Source organism: Phenylobacterium sp., assembly GCF_030693625.1.
GTDB lineage: Bacteria > Pseudomonadota > Alphaproteobacteria > Caulobacterales > Caulobacteraceae > Phenylobacterium > Phenylobacterium ferrooxidans.
This window is the reverse complement of sequence record NZ_JAUYAF010000041.1, coordinates 37,142-52,953: the sequence shown is the minus strand read 5'-3', so window position 1 is coordinate 52,953 and position 15,812 is coordinate 37,142. Positions and strand designations below refer to the sequence as shown.

Genomic DNA, 15,812 nt, shown 5'->3' with positions numbered 1-15,812 from the left:
TGGCCAGGGCATGACATTGCCCCGCACGCCCAAGGCCGTCGTCTTCGACATGGACGGCCTGCTCTGCGACACCGAGGTCGTCTACCGCGACTCCATGTTCGCCACCGCCGCCGAGCACGGTCACGACATGCCGCTGTCGCTGTTCAAGAGCATGATCGGCCTGCCGGGGCCCATGAGTGACCGTCAGGTGCTCAACCACTTCGGCGACGACTTCCCGATCGCGGAGTTCAACGCCCGGGTCATGATCCACGTGGATGCGGCCTGCGAGGCCGGCATCGCGCTCAAGGCGGGAGTCGTGGAACTGCTGGACATCCTGGACGCCCTCGACCTGCCCCGCGCCATCGCCACCTCGTCCAGCCATCGGGCCGTGGAGGCGCATCTGGGCAAGTCGGGGATCATCCCGCGCTTCCACGCGGTGGTGGCCCGCGGCGACTACGTCAACGGCAAGCCCAACCCCGACCCCTTCCTCAAGGCCGCCGAACGCCTGGGGATCGATCCGGAATTCTGCCTCGCCCTGGAGGACAGCCACAACGGCGTCCGTGCGGCATCTGCGGCTGGCATGATGACCATCATGGTCCCCGACCTGCTGGACCCCACCGAGGAGATGCACGCCCTGTGCGTCCGCATCGCCGCCGACCTGCACGAGGTGCGGGGGCTCTTCCGATAGTTTCCTTCTCCCCTTGCGGGAGAAGGTGGCCGGTCGAAGACCGGTCGGATGAGGGGTTGTTCTCCCCTCGACGCGCGTACTTGAACCCTATCCCGAGAGGCCTATCGACCCCTCATCCGACCCTGCTTCGCAGGGCCACCTTCTCCCGCAAGGGGAGAAGGGGCCGATACGATCTACCGCGCGTTCGGGCCGCGTTCGAAGTACTTGAAGAAGGCGCTGTCGGGGGACAGCACCATCGTCGTGTCGCCCTGGCCCAGGGAGGCCTCGTAGGCCGACATCGAGCGGTAGAAGGCCGCGAAGCTCGGATCGCGGCCGAAGCTCTGGGCGAAGATCCGGGTGCGCTGGGCGTCGCCCTCGCCTCGGGTGGTCTCGGCCTCCTCGGTGGCGGTGGCGAGCGTGATGGCCACTTCCTTGTCGGCGCCGGCGATGATCTCGCGCTTCTTCTGTTCGCCCTCGGCGCGGCGCTGAGCGGCCTCCTGCTGGCGGCTGGTCTGCATGCGGCGATAGACGGCCGCCTGGTTGGCGGCGGGCAGGTCGGCGCGCTTGATCCGCACGTCGATGATCTCGATGCCCAGGCGCGAGGAGTTGGCCCGCTTGGCGACGTCGATCTTGGTCTGGGTCATCAGGGCGCCGCGGCGGCCCGAGATGATGTCGCTGGAATTGGCCGTGCCGAGGATCTGTCGCAGGGAGGAGTTCAACAGCCGCTCGATGCGGTCGTTGGCCGTGCGCTCGTCCCGCAGGGTCCGGTAATACTGCAGCGGGTTGGAGATGCGGTAGCGGACGAAGGCGTCCACCACCAGGCGCTCCTGGTCGGCGGCGATGACCTCTTCCTGGTCGGCCTCGAGCTTCAGGTTGCGCTTGTCGAGCTTGATGACGTTCTCAAGGAAGGGCGCCTTGATCTTCAGGCCGGGCGCGTTCTCGCCAGGCGCGTTGATCACGCGAACCGGCTCGCCGAAGCGCACGACGATGGCCTGCTGGCGCTGTTCGACGATGAACAGGGTGTTGAACAGGACGATCAGGACGCCAAGCGCGATGACACCCCAGGTGGTGAGGCGGCGGTTCATCGCGGAGCTCCAGGGCTGGGAATGACGGTTTCGCCGCCCTCGGCCTGCGGTACGACGCGGGCGGTGGGCGTCTTGGCGCGGAAGACATCGGGGGGCAGGATGATCGGGGCGCTGGCCCCCTTGCCGTCGATGACCACCTTGTTAGAGCGCGACAGGACCCGCTGCATGGTCTCGATATAGAGGCGGTCGCGGGTCACGCCCGGCGCACGCTTGTACTCGGTCAGGATCTGGCTGAAGCGCGAGGCCTCACCGATGGCTTCCCGAACCGACTGCTCGCGATAACCCTGGGCCGACTGGGTCAGCTTGGCCGCGTCACCCTTGGCCTCGTTGATCACCCGGTTGCGGTAGGAGTTGGCCTCGTTGACCGCGCTCTCGGCGTCCTGGCCGGCGTTGGCCACTTCGCGGAAGGCGGCGACGACTTCCTGCGGCGGGTTGGCGCTGCGGATCTGCACCTCGACGATGCTCACCCCGGCGCCCCAGCCGTCCAGGGTCTTCTGCATCAGCTCGGCCGACTGGTTCTGCACCCGGCCGCGGCCGGTGGTGAGGATGTCCTGCAGGGTGGTCTTGCCCACCACCTCGCGCATGGCGCTCTCGGCCACGGCTTTGACGGCGTCTTCCTGGTCGCGGACGGTAAAGACGTACTTGGCCGCGTCGGCCACGCGCCAGGTGACGCTGAAGTCCAGGTTCACGATGTTCTCGTCGCCGGTCAGCATCAGGCTTTCTTCCGGCACGTCAGCGCCGGCCGATCCGCCGATGTCGATGCGGTTCAGGCTGGTGACCGCCACCTTCTCCACGCGCTCGATGGGCATGGGCAGGTGATAGCGAAGGCCGGGGGTTTCCGAACGCGAATAGGCGCCGAAGGTCGTGACCACCGCCGCCTCGTTGGGTTGGACGATATAGACGCCCGACAAGGCCCACAGGGCGAAGCCCGCGCCCGCCACGGCGGCGATCGCGCCGGGACGGATTCGGTCGCCGCCCGGACCGCCGGCACCCAACATGCCGCGCAGCTGCGCGATCAACCGCTCAAGAGTGGCCGAGATATCCGGACCGCCCGGACCGCCGCCGCCGCCGGGACGGCGCGGGCCGCCGCCTTGCGGGCCTTGGTTCTTGGGGGGCTGCTTGTCGCCACCACCGCCCTCGCCGGATGGCGGAGAGCCCCAGGGGCCGGGGTTCGCATTGTCGTTCCAGGGCATGGTCGCGTCGTCTGCTTCTTTGTCTCGGCGCGGCGGCGAAGGGCCGCCTGTCGTCGGGCTTGTAAACCGGCGCTGTCAGCCGGATATGAGGCGCGCAAGCTCGCAAAGCAAGACACACGGGTGTCATGATCTCCGAAACCGCCCCCGAACGCGCCGTTGTGCTGGCCGCCCTGGATCGGGTGCTGGATCCCAAGACCGGCAAGGGTCTCGTCTCAGCCCGCCTGGTCCACGGCCTGACCCTGGCGCCTGGCCGCGCCAGCTTCGTGCTGGAGGTGGCGGCGGCCGATATCCCCCTCTATGAGCCCACCCGGGCGGAGGCCGAGCGGGCCCTGGCCCGTGTCGACGGCGTCGCCCAGGCGACGGTGATGCTGACCGTGGAGGCCGACCAGCCGCCGCCGCCCGCGCCCGGCGTGACCCGCGTGGTCAAGGGCGCCCGCGTGACCCAGGACCCGGCGGCCGCGCCCAAGCCGCCGGTGGACGCCGTCCGTCCTGACCACGTCCGCCGCGTCATCGCCGTGGCCAGTGGCAAGGGCGGGGTGGGCAAGTCCACCATCTCCGTGAACCTGGCCGCCGCCTTCGCCGCCATGGGCCTGAGGGTTGGCCTGCTGGATGCCGACATCTATGGGCCGTCGGCGCCGCGCATGCTGGGGGTCGATGGCGACCCGGGTTTTGGTCCCGACAAGAAGCTGATCCCGCTGGAGGCCTGGGGCATGAAGGTGATGTCCATCGGCTTCCTGGTGGACGAGGCCGCCCCAATGATCTGGCGCGGCCCCATGGCCTCCTCGGCCGTGCGCCAGATGGCCAACGACGTGGGATGGGGAACCGAGGCCGAGCCCCTGGATATTCTGGTGGTGGACATGCCGCCCGGCACCGGCGACATCCAGCTGACCCTGGTTCAGAAGATCAAGCTGGACGGGGTGGTCATCGTCTCCACCCCCCAGGAAATCGCCCTCATCGACGCCCGCCGCGCCGTGGCCATGTTCCAGAAGACCAACACCCCGATCCTGGGGTTCGTGGAGAACATGTCCTACTTCCCCGACCCCGCCACCGGCGCCCGCATCCCGATCTTCGGCGAGGGCGGGGGCAAGGCGGAGGCGGCGAAGCTGGGCCTGCCCCTGCTGGGGGAAATCCCCCTGGATCAGGCCCTGCGCCAGGCCTGCGACGACGGCAGGCCGGTGACCGCGGCGGCCCCTCAGAGCCCCGCGGCCAACGTCTTCAATCAGATCGCCAAGGCCCTGCTCTAGAACAAGACCGCTTGAGACGGAACCGCGCAGCGGTCCCGGCTCAAGCGTGAATCATACTCTCGCTTATTTCTGGAGCCTGATCCGCCGCATCGGCGGAATCGCGAAGCGATTCCACCTCAACGGATCAGGCTCTAAGGCGCGCTACGGCCTGACGTTCGCGTCCGGCACCGCCACGCCCGAGGCGGTGGCCAGGACGCCGGCCTCGGCCGCCAGGGCGTCACGCAGGTCGAGCTGGCGGCGCACCTCGCCGTGGCGCGCGGCGTCGAGCTTCCAGCCGATGAAGCAGGCCCCGCCGAAGAACACCAGGATGATGGGCGCGAAGACGTAGCAGAGCTCCAGGCCACGGATGGCCGCAGGCGTGTTCACGGCGCCCTCGGCTGCGTTGTAACCCACCATGCCCAGCACGGTGAAGCTGATGCCCACGGTGAGCGCCGAGCCGATCTTCTGGGTGGTGGTCACGAGCGCGTAGAGCAGGCCGGCCCGCTCCTCGCCGGTCTCCAGCCGCACCTCGTCGGCTACGTCGGCGACCATGGCGCGGACGATCAGCACGAAGGCGGAGGAGACGAAGCCGACCGCGAACATGGCGGGGATGGCCAGGGACATGGTGGCGGGCGGGATGATCATCAGCATCGACTGGGTGACCGCGTAGCAGACCGAGGTCAGCATCAGCGTGCGGTGCTTGCCCAGCTTCTGGGCCGTCCAGCTCCAGAACATCGCGCCGGCCAGGCCCGCGGCGATGTAGAAGATCAGCAGGAACGAGGTCTGGGCCGTCGTGTAGCCCCGGGCGTCGTGGAAGAAGAACAGATAGAGCGCCGCCGTGGTGCCGGGACCGAGCGCCATCACAAAGTCGGCGATGATCAACCGGATCATCTCCGGCCGGGTGATCAGCTTCCAGTAGTCGGCGAAGCTGGCGTGCACGCCCGCAGTCTTCGGGGCGACGCGCTCGGGGCTGATCCAGATGCAGAGCGCCACCGTGATGGGCAGCAGGATGATGCAGAACCACCCCATGGCGTGGACGCTCTCGGCGAAGGTGCCCTTCACCGACAGTTGCACCACCAGGATCGCGACGGCGCCGATGACCCCCACGGCGCTGATCACGCCATAGACCCGGGACCGGTCATTGTAGTCCGTGGCCAGGGCCGCGCCCCAGGCCGCCTGGGCCAGGGTGACGATGGAGATCCCGAGGAACAGCACCAGCAGCCAGCCGATGATATAGCCCTCGCTGACACCGGTGTCGGCCATGAACAGCATGTAGACAGCAGCCATGACCAGGGGGGCGCCTACGGCCAGCCAGGGACGGTAGCGGCCCCAGCGCGAGGTGGTCCGGTCCATGGCCATGCCCAGCAGGGGATCTACGGCCAGGTCGATCAGGCGCACGATGGTGATCGCCGCGCCCACCGCCACCATGGACAGGCCGAGGTGTCCGGCGAAGAACCGCGGCAGGTAGACACCCATCACCAGGCCGATGGCCGCGATGGGCAAGGCTGTGGAGGCGAAGGATAGGGCGACTGGCAGCGATATGCGCTGCGTTGGGGACGAAACCGCCATGGAAAGCTCCGTAATGGGGTGGCGCAGAATGCGCCGGCTTGAAAAAACTCAGGTGCGCCGGGTGGCGCGGAAAAGACGTCAGGGTCGCGAAGCGTCCGGCTCGATGGGCAGAATATTGCCCGGCGTCGCGGTCACGCTCTCGATGATGGGCGCCTCGTCATAGAGGGCGTCGCGTTCCTCCAGCTTGCGCCGGACCTCCGCGTGGCTGGTGGCGTCCAGTTTGTAACCGATGAAACAGGCGCCCCCGAGCATGACGAAGACGATGGGGCCGATCAGATAGGCGAGCTCCAGGTTGTGGATCGCCTGGGCGGTGTTGGTGGCGCCCTCCTTGGCGTTGTAGCCGACCCGGGCCAGCACGGTGAAGGTCAGGAAGATCGAGAAGGCGCCCGCCACTTTTCCGGTCAGGACGGTCAGGGCGTAGATCAGGCCGATCCGTTCCTTGCCGCCGTCCAGCCGGACCTCGTCGCCGATGTCGGCGGTGATCGCCCGGGTCATGACCCCGAAGCCCGCGGCCAGGAACCCGGCCATGAACATCGCCGGCAGGGCCAGCATCATGCTGCCCTTCGGCAGGAAGCCCACCATCATCAGCATCAGCGAATAGCCGGTGGTGGTGACCATCACCGCCCGGTGCTTGCTGATCCTGTTGGCCAGCCAGCCGACCGACGGGGCGCCCGCGAAGCCGGCCAGGATATAGACCAGCAGCAGGATGTTGGCCTCGGAGGTGGAGAAGCCCCGGGCGTCCTTGAAATAGAACAGGTAGAGCGCCGCCATCCAGCCGGGACCGAGCGCCAGGCAGAGGTCGGCCAGTAGGATGCGGATCATGTTGGGGCGGGAAATCAGCGCCCAGTAGTCGTGCAGATTGAAATGCTTGCCGCCGACGTCGACGGTGATCTTCTCGGGCGTCCGCCAAACCACCAGGGCGACCGCCACCGGTGTCAGGCCGATGATGAACCAGCCCATGGCCTGGACACCTTGGGCGTCCGTCAGCCCCTGCTGCTCCAGGACGATGGGGATCACCAGGACGAGGACCGAACCCAGCACCCCCACCGCCGTCATCACCGCGAAGATGCGCGAGCGCTCGTGATAGTTGGTGGCCAGCGTCGCGGCCCAGGCCGAGTGCGACAGGCCCAGTATCGAGGTGCCCAGGTACATGATCAGCAGCCAGCCCCCGAGATAGAGCTGCCCCGAGCCCTCAGGCGCCTGGAACAGCATGATCAGGGCGATCATCAGGATCGGCGCGCCGATCACCGTCCAGATCCGGTAGCGGCCCCAGCGGGTCCGCGTGCGGTCCATGATCATGCCCAGCGCCGGGTCCAGCGGGATGTCGATGGCGCGCACCAGGGCGAAGACCGCGCCAACCACCGCCAGCTCGACGCCGATGTGGCTGGCGAAGTAGCGGGGCAGGTAGACCGAGATGGCGATCGCCAGGGCCGACAGCGGCAGGCTGGTCCCGGCGAAGGCCAATATGGTTCCGAGCGATAGGCGCCCCGACGGGCTCGCCGTGCTGGCTTGGGTCAAGTTTCGCAATCCTCCGCGCACACCCAGCACACACTTGTCGGAGGCTTGAGTCTTGCGCGTAGGTTACGCTTGATCACCTGTGCTGAAGCAAGCGGTTTCGCGGGCGCCGGCCGGGGATTCCGACCGGCGCCGCGTGCAGCTGTCAGTCGGCCCGGGGCGGCGTCGGGATCGCGGCCTCGCCGGTCACGCTCTCGAGGATAGGCGCCTCGTCATAGAGGGCGTCGCGGGCGTCCAGTTCGGCCCGGATTTCGGCGTGGCGGTCGGCTCCCAGCTTGTAGCCGATCATGCAGGCGCCCCCCAGCATCACGAAGACCACCGGCCCGATCAGATAGGCGAGCTCCAGGTTATGGATCGCCTCGGGCGTGTTCTGCGCGCCGTCGGCGGCCAGGTAGCCCACCTTGGACAGCACCCAGAAGGTCAGGCCGATGGAGAAGGCGCCGGCGATCTTGGTGGTCATGACGGTGATGGCGTAGAGCAGGCCCGAACGCTCCTTGCCCTGTTCCAGGCGCACCTCGTCGGCGACGTCGGCGGTCATGGCGCGGGTCAGGACGTTGAAGCCCGCGGCCATGAAGCCGGCCATGAACATCGGGATCGCCCCGATCAGCATATTGCCCTGCGGGATCGCCATCAGCGAGATCAGCACCAGGGAATAGACCGTGGTGGCCACCATCACCGCGCGGTGCTTGGAGATCTTGGTGGCCAGCCGCCCCATCAGCGGCGCGCCGGCGAACCCGGCCAGGATGTAGACCGCCAGCAGGATGCTCGCCTGGCCGGTGGTGAACCCGCGGCTGTCGGTGAAGAAGAACAGGTACAGCGCGCTCATCCAGCCCGGGCCGAGCGACAGGCACAGGTCGGCCAGCAGGATGCGCAGGAACGAGGGGCGGGTGATCAGGGCGCCGTAGTCGCGCAGGCGGAAGGCGTGGCCGGGAACCTCGGGCGCGATCTTCTCGGGCGTGCGCCAGATCACCAGAGCCGTGGCGATCGGGGTCAGCACGAAGATGAACCAGCCCATGGTGGAGATGTTGCCGGCATCCGACGCACCGCGGGCCTCGTTGATGATCGGAATGGCCAGGATCGAGGCCGCCCCCAGGACGCCGATGGCGGTCATGATGCCGAACAGCCGCGAGCGGTCGTCATAGTGAGGGGCGAGCGTCGCGGCCCAGGCCGCGTGCGACAGGGCCAGGATCGAGTTGCCCAGGTACATCACCAGCAGGCACACGATCAGATAGGTTCGTCCCACGCCCTCCGGCGGCATGAACAGGAAGTAGATGCCGGCCATCAGCACCGGCGCCCCGAGGATCGTCCAGACCCGGTATCGGCCCCAGCGCGTCCGGGTCTTGTCCATGGTCCAGCCCAGCAGGCCGTCCACCGGGATGTCGATCATGCGCACGATGAAGAAGGCCGCCCCCACCAGGGCCAGGTCGATGCCGAGGTGGCTCGCATAGTGGCGGGGCAGGTAGACCGAGATGGCGATGGCGACGGCGGAGATGGGCAGGCTGGTGGCCGCGAAGGCCATGGCCGTGGAGAGCGGCAGGCGCCGCGCGCTCACCACCGAAGAGTCGCTCATGTAAGGTCCCTGTTCCTGATGGATCGCCGCTCTTGCGGGGGCGTGCATACCCCCAGGTTACGCGCGATTAGGCAGGGTGGAGCAAGCGAAATCAGTGCAACGAAAAAGGGCGGCCCCTGCTGGAGCCGCCCCGAGATCGAACGCGGTGGGGTGTGACCCTAGCCGCCCTGCATCTTGCGGAAGAACTTCCCGCTCTGCTCGCCGCCGTTCAGATAGGCCTGCTGGCCGGCCGGATCGGAGATCTTGGACCAGTTGTCGCGCACCTCTTCCACCGACAGCCCGCCCTCGCCGAGGTAGACGCCCTCGGTTTCATAGAGGCGGGTGAGCGCGAAGGCGCCCGCGCCGGCGGTCAGGATCGCGCCGGTGGGGGCTTCCTCCGAGGCCAGGTAGACGACGCCCGGCGTCACATATTCCGGCTTCAGCTTTTCCAGGATAGCGGGGGGCATCAGGTTCTCGGTCATGCGCGTGGCGGCGACCGGGCTGATGGCGTTGATGTGGATGTTGTTCTTCTGGCCCTCGAGGCGGATCGTGTTCATGAACCCGATGATGCCCAGCTTGGCGGCGCCGTAGTTGGACTGGCCGAAGTTGCCGTACATGCCTGACGACGAGGTGGTCACGACGATGCGGCCGTAGTTCTGCTCGCGCATGATCTCCCAGACGGCCTTGGTCGGCTTGACTGTGCCCATCAGGTGGACGTTCAGCACCAGCTCGAAGTCTTCCATGGTCATCTTGGCGAAGCTCTTGTCGCGCAGGATGCCGGCGTTGGCGATCAGCACGTCGATGCGGCCCCACTGGTCCATGGTCTGCTTGACCATGTGGGCGACGCCGGCGTCGTCGGTGACCGACGAACCGTTGGAGATGGCTTCGCCGCCCAGGGCCTTGATCTCTTCGACCACGGCGTCGGCGGCGGCGGACGAGCCGCCCGAACCGTCCATCGAGCCGCCCAGGTCGTTGACGACGACCTTGGCCCCGCGACGCGCCAGCTCCAGCGCATGCTGCTTGCCCAGGCCGCCGCCCGCGCCGGTGACGATCGCCACTTTGCCGTCGAAGCGGATGTCCGCCATGGAAGTCTCTCCAGAAAGAGGGTCAGGATTTCGCGCGGTTTGTGCGGCGCGGGAGAGACGAGGTCAAGCCGCCGCCTGTGCCCGGGACGGTTGGCGCCGCGGTTCGGATTTTGGAATATCCTCTGTGCTTAACGGTTCCTTGGCGACCCCCAGTTTAGGGTTAGTTCAGGATGTTGCAGTGCCGGGCGTCGACATGATCAAGACCATCAGTCGCAACCGGCACGCCGCCTTGGCGCTGGTGCTCTGCCTCTGCTACGTCGCCAACCTCTGGCTGACCAACGTCCTGCGCCAGCAGGCCGGCGGCATCGACACCATCTGGACGGCCAACGCCTTCGTCATCGGCGGCCTGTTGCTGCTGCCCTCCCGCTGGCGGCTGCCCATCCTGGCCACCGGATTCGGCCTCCAGGTCGCCGTCATCCTGCTGTTTCGCGTGTCGGCGGTGGACGCCGTCGGCTTCTCGGTGCTGAACACGGTCGAGGCTGTCTGCGTCGCCGGACTGGCGCGCCGGATCGGCGTGGTGCGGCTCACCACCCCCAGCCGGTTCGCCGGCCTGATTTTCCTGGCTCTGCTGCCGGTGCTGCTGGCCGGGTGGCTGCTGCTGGGGATCGGCGCCTGGATGCTGCACGGCGAGTTCCCGATCAGCATGCTGGCCAACCGCCTGCCGGCCAAGTTCCTCGGCATGGGCCTGGTCCTGCCCGCCATCCTGCTGCTGGCCCGCAGTCGCGCCAGCCTGATGCGGACCCCGCCTTGGGAGCAGCTCTGCGCCTATCTGCTGATGGCGGGCATGGCGGCGGCGGTCTTCACCCCGTTCAGCGCCGTAGCCCTGTTCGTCGCCTTCCCGGCCATCACCCTGGTGGGCCTGCGGATGGGCCCCCGCGCCGTCATCCTGGCCATGGCGCTCACCTGCACGGTCATGCTGCCGCTCGGCGTCCACCAGGCCCCGCCAGGCCTGATGACCGATCACGAGAGCCTCAACCACCGGATCACCCTGAGCCAGGTCTACCTGGCCATGGTCTTCGCCACCGGTCTCATCGCCGCCCTGATGGCCACCCACCAGCAGCGCCTGCGCCAGATCCTGGCGCGCCGCTCGGCCAGCTACATGCGCGCCCGCGACCGGGCCCAGGCGGCGTCGGTGGCCAAGACCGAGTTCCTGGCGGCCATGAGCCACGAGATCCGCACGCCGCTGAACTCCATCATCGGCTTCGCCCAGGTGCTGGAGCGGCGCGACGACCTGCCCGCCGACAGCCGCCATCAGATCGGCCTGATCGAACGCTCCGGCGGCGCCCTGCTCACCGTGGTCAACGACATCCTCGACTTCTCAAAGGTGGAGGCCGGCCGCATCGACCTGGACCCCAAGCCCGTGGACCTGGCCCAGGCCTGCCAGTCGGTCATGGCGATCGTGGCCGACGGCGCCCAGCGCAAGGGCCTGACCCTGGCCATGACCTTCCAGGGCGTGGCCGGCGCGGCCCACGTCTGCGACGACCACCGCCTGGGCCAGGTGCTGCTCAACCTGCTCAACAACGCGGTCAAGTTCACCGACGCCGGCGGCGTCACCCTGGCCCTGTCGGTGGTGTCCCAGGGCGAGCAGGACCTGGTCCGCATCGCCGTCACCGACACCGGTCCCGGTATCGCACCGGCCGCCGCCGAGCGCCTGTTCCTGCGCTTCAGCCAGGTGGATTCCTCGGTCAGCCGCACCCACGGCGGCACCGGCCTGGGCCTGGCCATCTGCAAGGGCCTGGTGGACCTGATGGGCGGCAAGGTGGCGGTGGAATCGACCCCCGGCCAGGGCTCCACCTTCTGGCTGGAAATCCCCATGGCCCGCGCCGAGGCCATCGCCGAGCCCGCCGCCGATCAGAGTGGGGAACAGGGGCTCTGCGCTCACATCCTGCTGGTGGACGACCACCCCATGAACCGCGAGCTCGGGGTGGCGATTCTCAGCCTGCTGGGCTGCACCGCCGACATCGCCTGCGATGGCCGCGAGGCGATCGAGGCCGCCCGGACCCGCCGCTACGACGCCATCCTGATGGACGTCCACATGCCCGTCGTCGACGGCCTGGCCGCCACCCGCGCCATCCGCGCCCTGGGGGGCCCGGTCGGCATGACCCCGGTCATCGCCATGAGCGCCGACGTCATGCCCGAGCAGGTCGCCAGGATGCTCGAGGCCGGCATGGTCGACAGCGTCGGCAAGCCCGTTAGCATCCAGGCCCTCAACGACTGCCTGGCCCGCTGGATCGGCCGCGACGCCGACGGCGAGGTGCTGGCGGCTTAAGGGTGGTCCTCCTCGCGAAGGGCGAAAGCCTCAGCGAAGCCAATTCACCAACGTCAGTCCGCTGACCCTGCCGAACTCGCCTTCGTTGTCGGTGATGAGGACGTGGCCCAACGAAATCGCATGGGCGGCGATCAGCATGTCATTGCCACCGATGGGGGTTCCCGCCGCTTCGAGCCGTGCGCGCAGTTCGCCGTAAGCTCTGTCGGCGGGGGCTTCAAATGGCAGAATATCGAGGGCGCCCAGGACCATTTCGAGTTGGGTTGTCAAACGCTCCGAACCCTTCTTGGCGGCGCCAAACCGAAGCTCGGCCGCCACGATCACGCTGGTGCAGATGGCGTCTTCGCCGACCTCGGCGATCCGCGCGGCGATCCGTCCCTGAGGATTGCGGACGAGATCAGAGAGGATGTTGGTGTCCAGCAGGCTCCGCATCAGAGATCGACGGCGTCCGGGACCGGATCGTCGATCTGCGGGAAGTCCTCGTCCAGGGACGACAGCCCGGCCAGGACGGCGAGCAAAGACTTCGGCGGCGCGATCTCGATGATCAGCCGATCGCCGTCCCGGTGCATGATGGCGTCTTCCCCCGGCAACTCGAACTCACGGGGAATACGGACGGCCTGGTTGCGCCCATTCTTGAACAGCTTGACGTGGCGATGGACGGTCATGGCGCTACGCATAGCCTATGCCAAGGCCTATGCCAACGCTACCGATCCTAGTTCGCCGACGCCATCTCCGTCCCGCGCAGGAACTTCACCAGCACCCGCTGGCCGATCAGGAACGGGGCGTTGTCGGCGCTCACCACCACCTCGACGACCCGGTCGTCGGTGCGTTCGGTGGGGTCGTCGGAGACCAGCTTACGGGCGCCGAACACCGCGGCCTGGCGCAGCACCGTGCCGCGATAGACCTTGGTGGGGTCGCTCTCAGGCGCGATCTGCACCGCCTGGCCGATGCGGACAAAGGGCAGGGCGCCCTCGGCGATCTCGGCGCGCACGATGTGCGGCGCGACGGGCTCCAGGTCGAACATGGTCGACACGTTCAGGGTCGAGGCGCCGGCGCCCGGATTGGCGTAGCGCCGCGCGATGCGACCGTCGGCCGGGGCGCGGATGATGGTTTGCTCCTGCTCGTAGCGGGCCTGTGCGAGGGCCGCCTGGGCGGTGGCGACGGAGGCGCGCTGGGCTTCTAGGGTGGCCTGGGCCTCGGCGATCCTGTCCTGCGCCTGGTCCAGCCGCTGGCCGGCCACGAAGTTGGTGGCCACCAGGCCCTGCAGCCGGGCCCGCTCGCGCTGGGCGGTGGAGAGCTGCACCTGGGTCATCGCCATCTGGGCGCGGGCCTGGCGCACGGCGGCGGCGGCCTGGGCGGCGGCCAGCCGCGGTTGATCGTCCTCCTGGCGGGCCAGGACCTGGCCCTTGGTGACGCGGTCGCCCTCGCTCACCAGCACCTCGCGCACGATCCCGGCGCGGCGCGCGGCCACCTGGATCATGCCGCCCTCGACGTCGGCCTTGCCGTTGGCGATGGCGACGAAGGGGCTCTTGGGCGCCTTGGCGGCGGCGACCTTGGCCGCTTCCGCCTTCTGGGCCTTGGCCTGGCTGTTCAGCAGGAGCCCGCCGGCGACGGCGAGACCGAGCACAAGAACCACGGCCCAGACGACGTGGCGGCGGAGGAAGGCGAACATGGTCTTAGGCTCCGATGAGCTCAGGGGTCTTGGCCGCGCTGGGCTCCGGCGTCGTGCGCCGGTCGTCCAGAATGGCCCCGTCCTCGATGTGGATGATGCGGTCGGCATAGGCTTCCAGCCGCGGGTCGTGGGTCACGCAGATCACCGCGGCGCCGTGGCTCTTGGCCGCCCGCTGCAGAAGCTGGATGACGATCTGGCCGTTCTCGCCGTCCAGCGCGCTGGTGGGCTCGTCGGCGAACAGCAGATGCGGCTCCTTGGCCAGGGCGCGCGCGATGGCCACCCGCTGCTTCTCGCCGCCGGACAGTTCGGAGGGGCGCTGGTGCATGCGCTTGGAAAGACCCACCTCGGCCAGCGCGATCTCGGCTCGGGCGCGGGCCTCGGCCGGCGCGAAGCCCTTGTACTTCAGGATGATGGTCACCTGCTGCAGGGCCGACAGCGCGCCGAACAGGTTGAAGCCCTGGAAGATGAAGCCGCAGTGGTCCAGGCGGAACCTGTCGATCTGGCCGGGGCGCAGCTTCCACAGGTTCTCGCCCATGGCGCTCACCGACCCCTCGTCGGGTTTCAGCAGGCCTGACAGGGTCGCCACCAGGGTCGACTTGCCCGAACCCGAAGGCCCCATGACCATGGTCACGTCGCCGTGCAGGGCGTCGAAATCGACGGCCTTCAGCACCTCGATATGGGTGCGGCCGGTCTTGAACCGCTTGGTCAGGCCCTTGGCCACCAGGGCGTGGGCGCCGGGGATACCGGAGGTCTGGCTCATCGCAGCAGGTCCGCGGGTTGGCTCTTCTTCAGGATGCCCATGGCCATCAGGCCCGAGGCCATGGAGATCAGCATCAGCAGGATGGCGACCCCGGTGATCCAGCCGATGGGGAAGCCCATGGGCAGGCCGGCGCTCTTGGCCAGCAGCGAGATGCCGAAGGTCAGCAGGGCGGTGGCCGCGAGTCCCACGATCCCCACCCAGAAGGACAGCTCCACCACGATCAGGCGCAGCGAAGGCATGGAGACTCCCAGCGCCCGCAGGCTGGCGAATTCCTTGATATTGGCCAGGATCGCCCCGCGCAGGGTCTGGGAGGTGATCCCCACCCCGATCAGGAAGCCCAGGAACACCGAGAAGCCCAGCATCACCCCGATGATCTGCTCCTTCATCAGGGCGCCCTCATTGGCCTTGGAAAGCTCGTCGCGGGTCCACGCGCGATAGGCGCCGTCGGCGTTGGCGTTCAGGGTGTCGCGCACCACTTCGGCCTGGGCCGGGTCCTTGATGCGCACCATCAGCGGGCCGGTCTTGTCGCCCTTCTCCCCCATGCCCAGCAGACGCATGGTGTCGCGCGACACCACGACGGACGGCTGGTTGATGTCGGGATAGCCCTCCAGGATGGCGCGGACATGCACCGACTTGCCGTTCAGGGCGGCGCTGTCGCCGGGCTTGACCCCCAGCCGCGCCAGGGCGCTGCGGTCGATGGCCACCGCATAGGGCTCCTGCAGGGCGACGCGGACGGTTTCGGAATAGTCGGTGGGCAGGGTCACCGCGCCGGGGCGGGTGTCGACCATATTGACCTGGACGAAGGTGGTGACCGCCTTCTTCCCTGGGGGTGGACGGTTGGTCCAGCGGGCCCCGTCGCCGTCGAAGCTGGCCACCTCCACCACGTCGGGGTTCAGATAGAGCTGCGGCTGGATGCGGCGCGGCAGGCCCGAGGGACCCGAATTGATCAGGCTTTCCGACTTGGCGCCCAGCACCAGGATATCGGCGCGGGAGCGGTCGATGGTGGCCGTGGCGCCCTTGACGATCCCGGTGAACATGCCGACTTGGGCCAGGATCAGCAGGCCCGAAAAGGCCAGCGCGATCACGGCGGCCATGTACCGGCGCCATTCATAGATCAGGGTGGCCAGGGCCAGTGACATGACGTCCCTCCAACGGCGCCAGCATGTGTGCGCGGGACCGTCGGGAGCCTAGTTAAAACCCTGTAAGGCGGCGGTTTTCGGGGTCTAATCACATGAATTATAAGTAACTT

The 15,812-nt window shown here is 68.1% G+C and carries 14 protein-coding genes; 3 read left to right on the top strand and 11 right to left on the bottom strand.

All coding sequences use genetic code 11. The features are described 5' to 3' along the window. Positions 1 to 10: 10 nt before the first annotated feature. Entirely contained in the window at positions 11 to 667 is a 657-nt protein-coding gene (locus Q8N10_RS09165) for an HAD family phosphatase (protein ID WP_304781833.1), read from the top strand. Between the two features lie 173 nt (positions 668 to 840). Here the strand turns inward: Q8N10_RS09165 and hflC are convergent, their stop codons facing one another. Both hflC and hflK read right to left on the bottom strand, forming a co-directional pair. Further along, the gene (gene hflC / locus Q8N10_RS09160) at positions 841 to 1,731 is read right to left on the bottom strand and encodes a protease modulator HflC (protein WP_304781836.1); all 891 of its coding nucleotides are present in this window, start codon (positions 1,729 to 1,731) and stop codon (positions 841 to 843) included. Further along, complete coding sequence (gene hflK / locus Q8N10_RS09155) at positions 1,728 to 2,924, bottom strand: FtsH protease activity modulator HflK (protein WP_304781839.1); 1,197 nt, start codon at positions 2,922 to 2,924, stop codon at positions 1,728 to 1,730. Before hflK ends, hflC begins: the two co-directional genes overlap by 4 nt. Positions 2,925 to 3,049: 125 nt before the next feature. Between hflK and Q8N10_RS09150 the strand changes: the two genes are divergently transcribed. After that, positions 3,050 to 4,168, top strand: a complete 1,119-nt coding sequence (locus Q8N10_RS09150) for an Mrp/NBP35 family ATP-binding protein (protein ID WP_305663901.1) — start codon at positions 3,050 to 3,052, stop codon at positions 4,166 to 4,168. A 141-nt stretch (positions 4,169 to 4,309) separates the two neighbouring features. Here the strand turns inward: Q8N10_RS09150 and Q8N10_RS09145 are convergent, their stop codons facing one another. From Q8N10_RS09145 to Q8N10_RS09130, 4 genes are all read right to left on the bottom strand, one after another. Then, a complete protein-coding gene (locus tag Q8N10_RS09145; RefSeq protein ID WP_304781845.1) occupies positions 4,310 to 5,716 on the bottom strand; it encodes an MFS transporter in 1,407 nt (468 codons plus the stop codon). 78 nt (positions 5,717 to 5,794) lie between these two features. After that, entirely contained in the window at positions 5,795 to 7,234 is a 1,440-nt protein-coding gene (locus tag Q8N10_RS09140; RefSeq protein ID WP_304781848.1) for an MFS transporter, read from the bottom strand. 142 nt (positions 7,235 to 7,376) lie between these two features. Continuing rightward, positions 7,377 to 8,801 carry an MFS transporter gene (locus tag Q8N10_RS09135; RefSeq protein WP_304781850.1) on the bottom strand — a complete coding sequence of 475 codons (1,425 nt, stop codon included), beginning with the start codon at positions 8,799 to 8,801 and terminating at the stop codon, positions 7,377 to 7,379. 158 nt (positions 8,802 to 8,959) lie between these two features. Continuing rightward, complete coding sequence (locus Q8N10_RS09130) at positions 8,960 to 9,865, bottom strand: SDR family NAD(P)-dependent oxidoreductase (RefSeq protein WP_304781853.1); 906 nt, start codon at positions 9,863 to 9,865, stop codon at positions 8,960 to 8,962. A gap of 178 nt (positions 9,866 to 10,043) precedes the next feature. Here Q8N10_RS09130 and Q8N10_RS09125 point away from each other — a divergent pair, with 178 nt between their 5' ends. Then, the gene (locus Q8N10_RS09125; RefSeq protein ID WP_304781855.1) at positions 10,044 to 12,134 is read left to right on the top strand and encodes an ATP-binding protein; all 2,091 of its coding nucleotides are present in this window, start codon (positions 10,044 to 10,046) and stop codon (positions 12,132 to 12,134) included. Positions 12,135 to 12,164: 30 nt separating this feature from the next. On the opposite strand, the gene Q8N10_RS09120 is transcribed toward Q8N10_RS09125, so the two are convergent. From Q8N10_RS09120 to Q8N10_RS09100, 5 genes are read right to left on the bottom strand one after another with little or no spacing between them, the layout of a single operon-like run. Continuing rightward, positions 12,165 to 12,563, bottom strand: coding sequence for a type II toxin-antitoxin system VapC family toxin (locus Q8N10_RS09120; protein WP_304781858.1), 399 nt, complete (start codon positions 12,561 to 12,563; stop codon positions 12,165 to 12,167). Then, complete coding sequence (locus Q8N10_RS09115; RefSeq protein WP_304781861.1) at positions 12,563 to 12,796, bottom strand: antitoxin; 234 nt, start codon at positions 12,794 to 12,796, stop codon at positions 12,563 to 12,565. Before Q8N10_RS09115 ends, Q8N10_RS09120 begins: the two co-directional genes overlap by 1 nt. A 47-nt stretch (positions 12,797 to 12,843) precedes the next feature. Next, on the bottom strand, positions 12,844 to 13,803 hold the full coding sequence (locus tag Q8N10_RS09110; protein WP_304781865.1) for an HlyD family secretion protein: 960 nt from the start codon (positions 13,801 to 13,803) through the stop codon (positions 12,844 to 12,846). A gap of 4 nt (positions 13,804 to 13,807) precedes the next feature. Beyond that, positions 13,808 to 14,563 carry an ABC transporter ATP-binding protein gene (locus Q8N10_RS09105; protein WP_304781868.1) on the bottom strand — a complete coding sequence of 252 codons (756 nt, stop codon included), beginning with the start codon at positions 14,561 to 14,563 and terminating at the stop codon, positions 13,808 to 13,810. After that, positions 14,560 to 15,702 carry an ABC transporter permease gene (locus Q8N10_RS09100; protein WP_304781871.1) on the bottom strand — a complete coding sequence of 381 codons (1,143 nt, stop codon included), beginning with the start codon at positions 15,700 to 15,702 and terminating at the stop codon, positions 14,560 to 14,562. Before Q8N10_RS09100 ends, Q8N10_RS09105 begins: the two co-directional genes overlap by 4 nt. Between the last annotated feature and the right edge of the window lie 110 nt (positions 15,703 to 15,812).

Coding starts and splice junctions, on each gene's coding strand:
- Q8N10_RS09165 (WP_304781833.1), top strand. CDS start 11: ATGACATTGCCCCGCACGCCCAAGGCCGTCGTCTTCGACATGGACGGC.
- hflC (WP_304781836.1), bottom strand. CDS start 1,731: ATGAACCGCCGCCTCACCACCTGGGGTGTCATCGCGCTTGGCGTCCTG.
- hflK (WP_304781839.1), bottom strand. CDS start 2,924: ATGCCCTGGAACGACAATGCGAACCCCGGCCCCTGGGGCTCTCCGCCA.
- Q8N10_RS09150 (WP_305663901.1), top strand. CDS start 3,050: ATGATCTCCGAAACCGCCCCCGAACGCGCCGTTGTGCTGGCCGCCCTG.
- Q8N10_RS09145 (WP_304781845.1), bottom strand. CDS start 5,716: ATGGCGGTTTCGTCCCCAACGCAGCGCATATCGCTGCCAGTCGCCCTA.
- Q8N10_RS09135 (WP_304781850.1), bottom strand. CDS start 8,801: ATGAGCGACTCTTCGGTGGTGAGCGCGCGGCGCCTGCCGCTCTCCACG.
- Q8N10_RS09130 (WP_304781853.1), bottom strand. CDS start 9,865: ATGGCGGACATCCGCTTCGACGGCAAAGTGGCGATCGTCACCGGCGCG.
- Q8N10_RS09120 (WP_304781858.1), bottom strand. CDS start 12,563: ATGCGGAGCCTGCTGGACACCAACATCCTCTCTGATCTCGTCCGCAAT.
- Q8N10_RS09115 (WP_304781861.1), bottom strand. CDS start 12,796: ATGACCGTCCATCGCCACGTCAAGCTGTTCAAGAATGGGCGCAACCAG.
- Q8N10_RS09110 (WP_304781865.1), bottom strand. CDS start 13,803: ATGTTCGCCTTCCTCCGCCGCCACGTCGTCTGGGCCGTGGTTCTTGTG.
- Q8N10_RS09105 (WP_304781868.1), bottom strand. CDS start 14,563: ATGAGCCAGACCTCCGGTATCCCCGGCGCCCACGCCCTGGTGGCCAAG.
- Q8N10_RS09100 (WP_304781871.1), bottom strand. CDS start 15,702: ATGTCACTGGCCCTGGCCACCCTGATCTATGAATGGCGCCGGTACATG.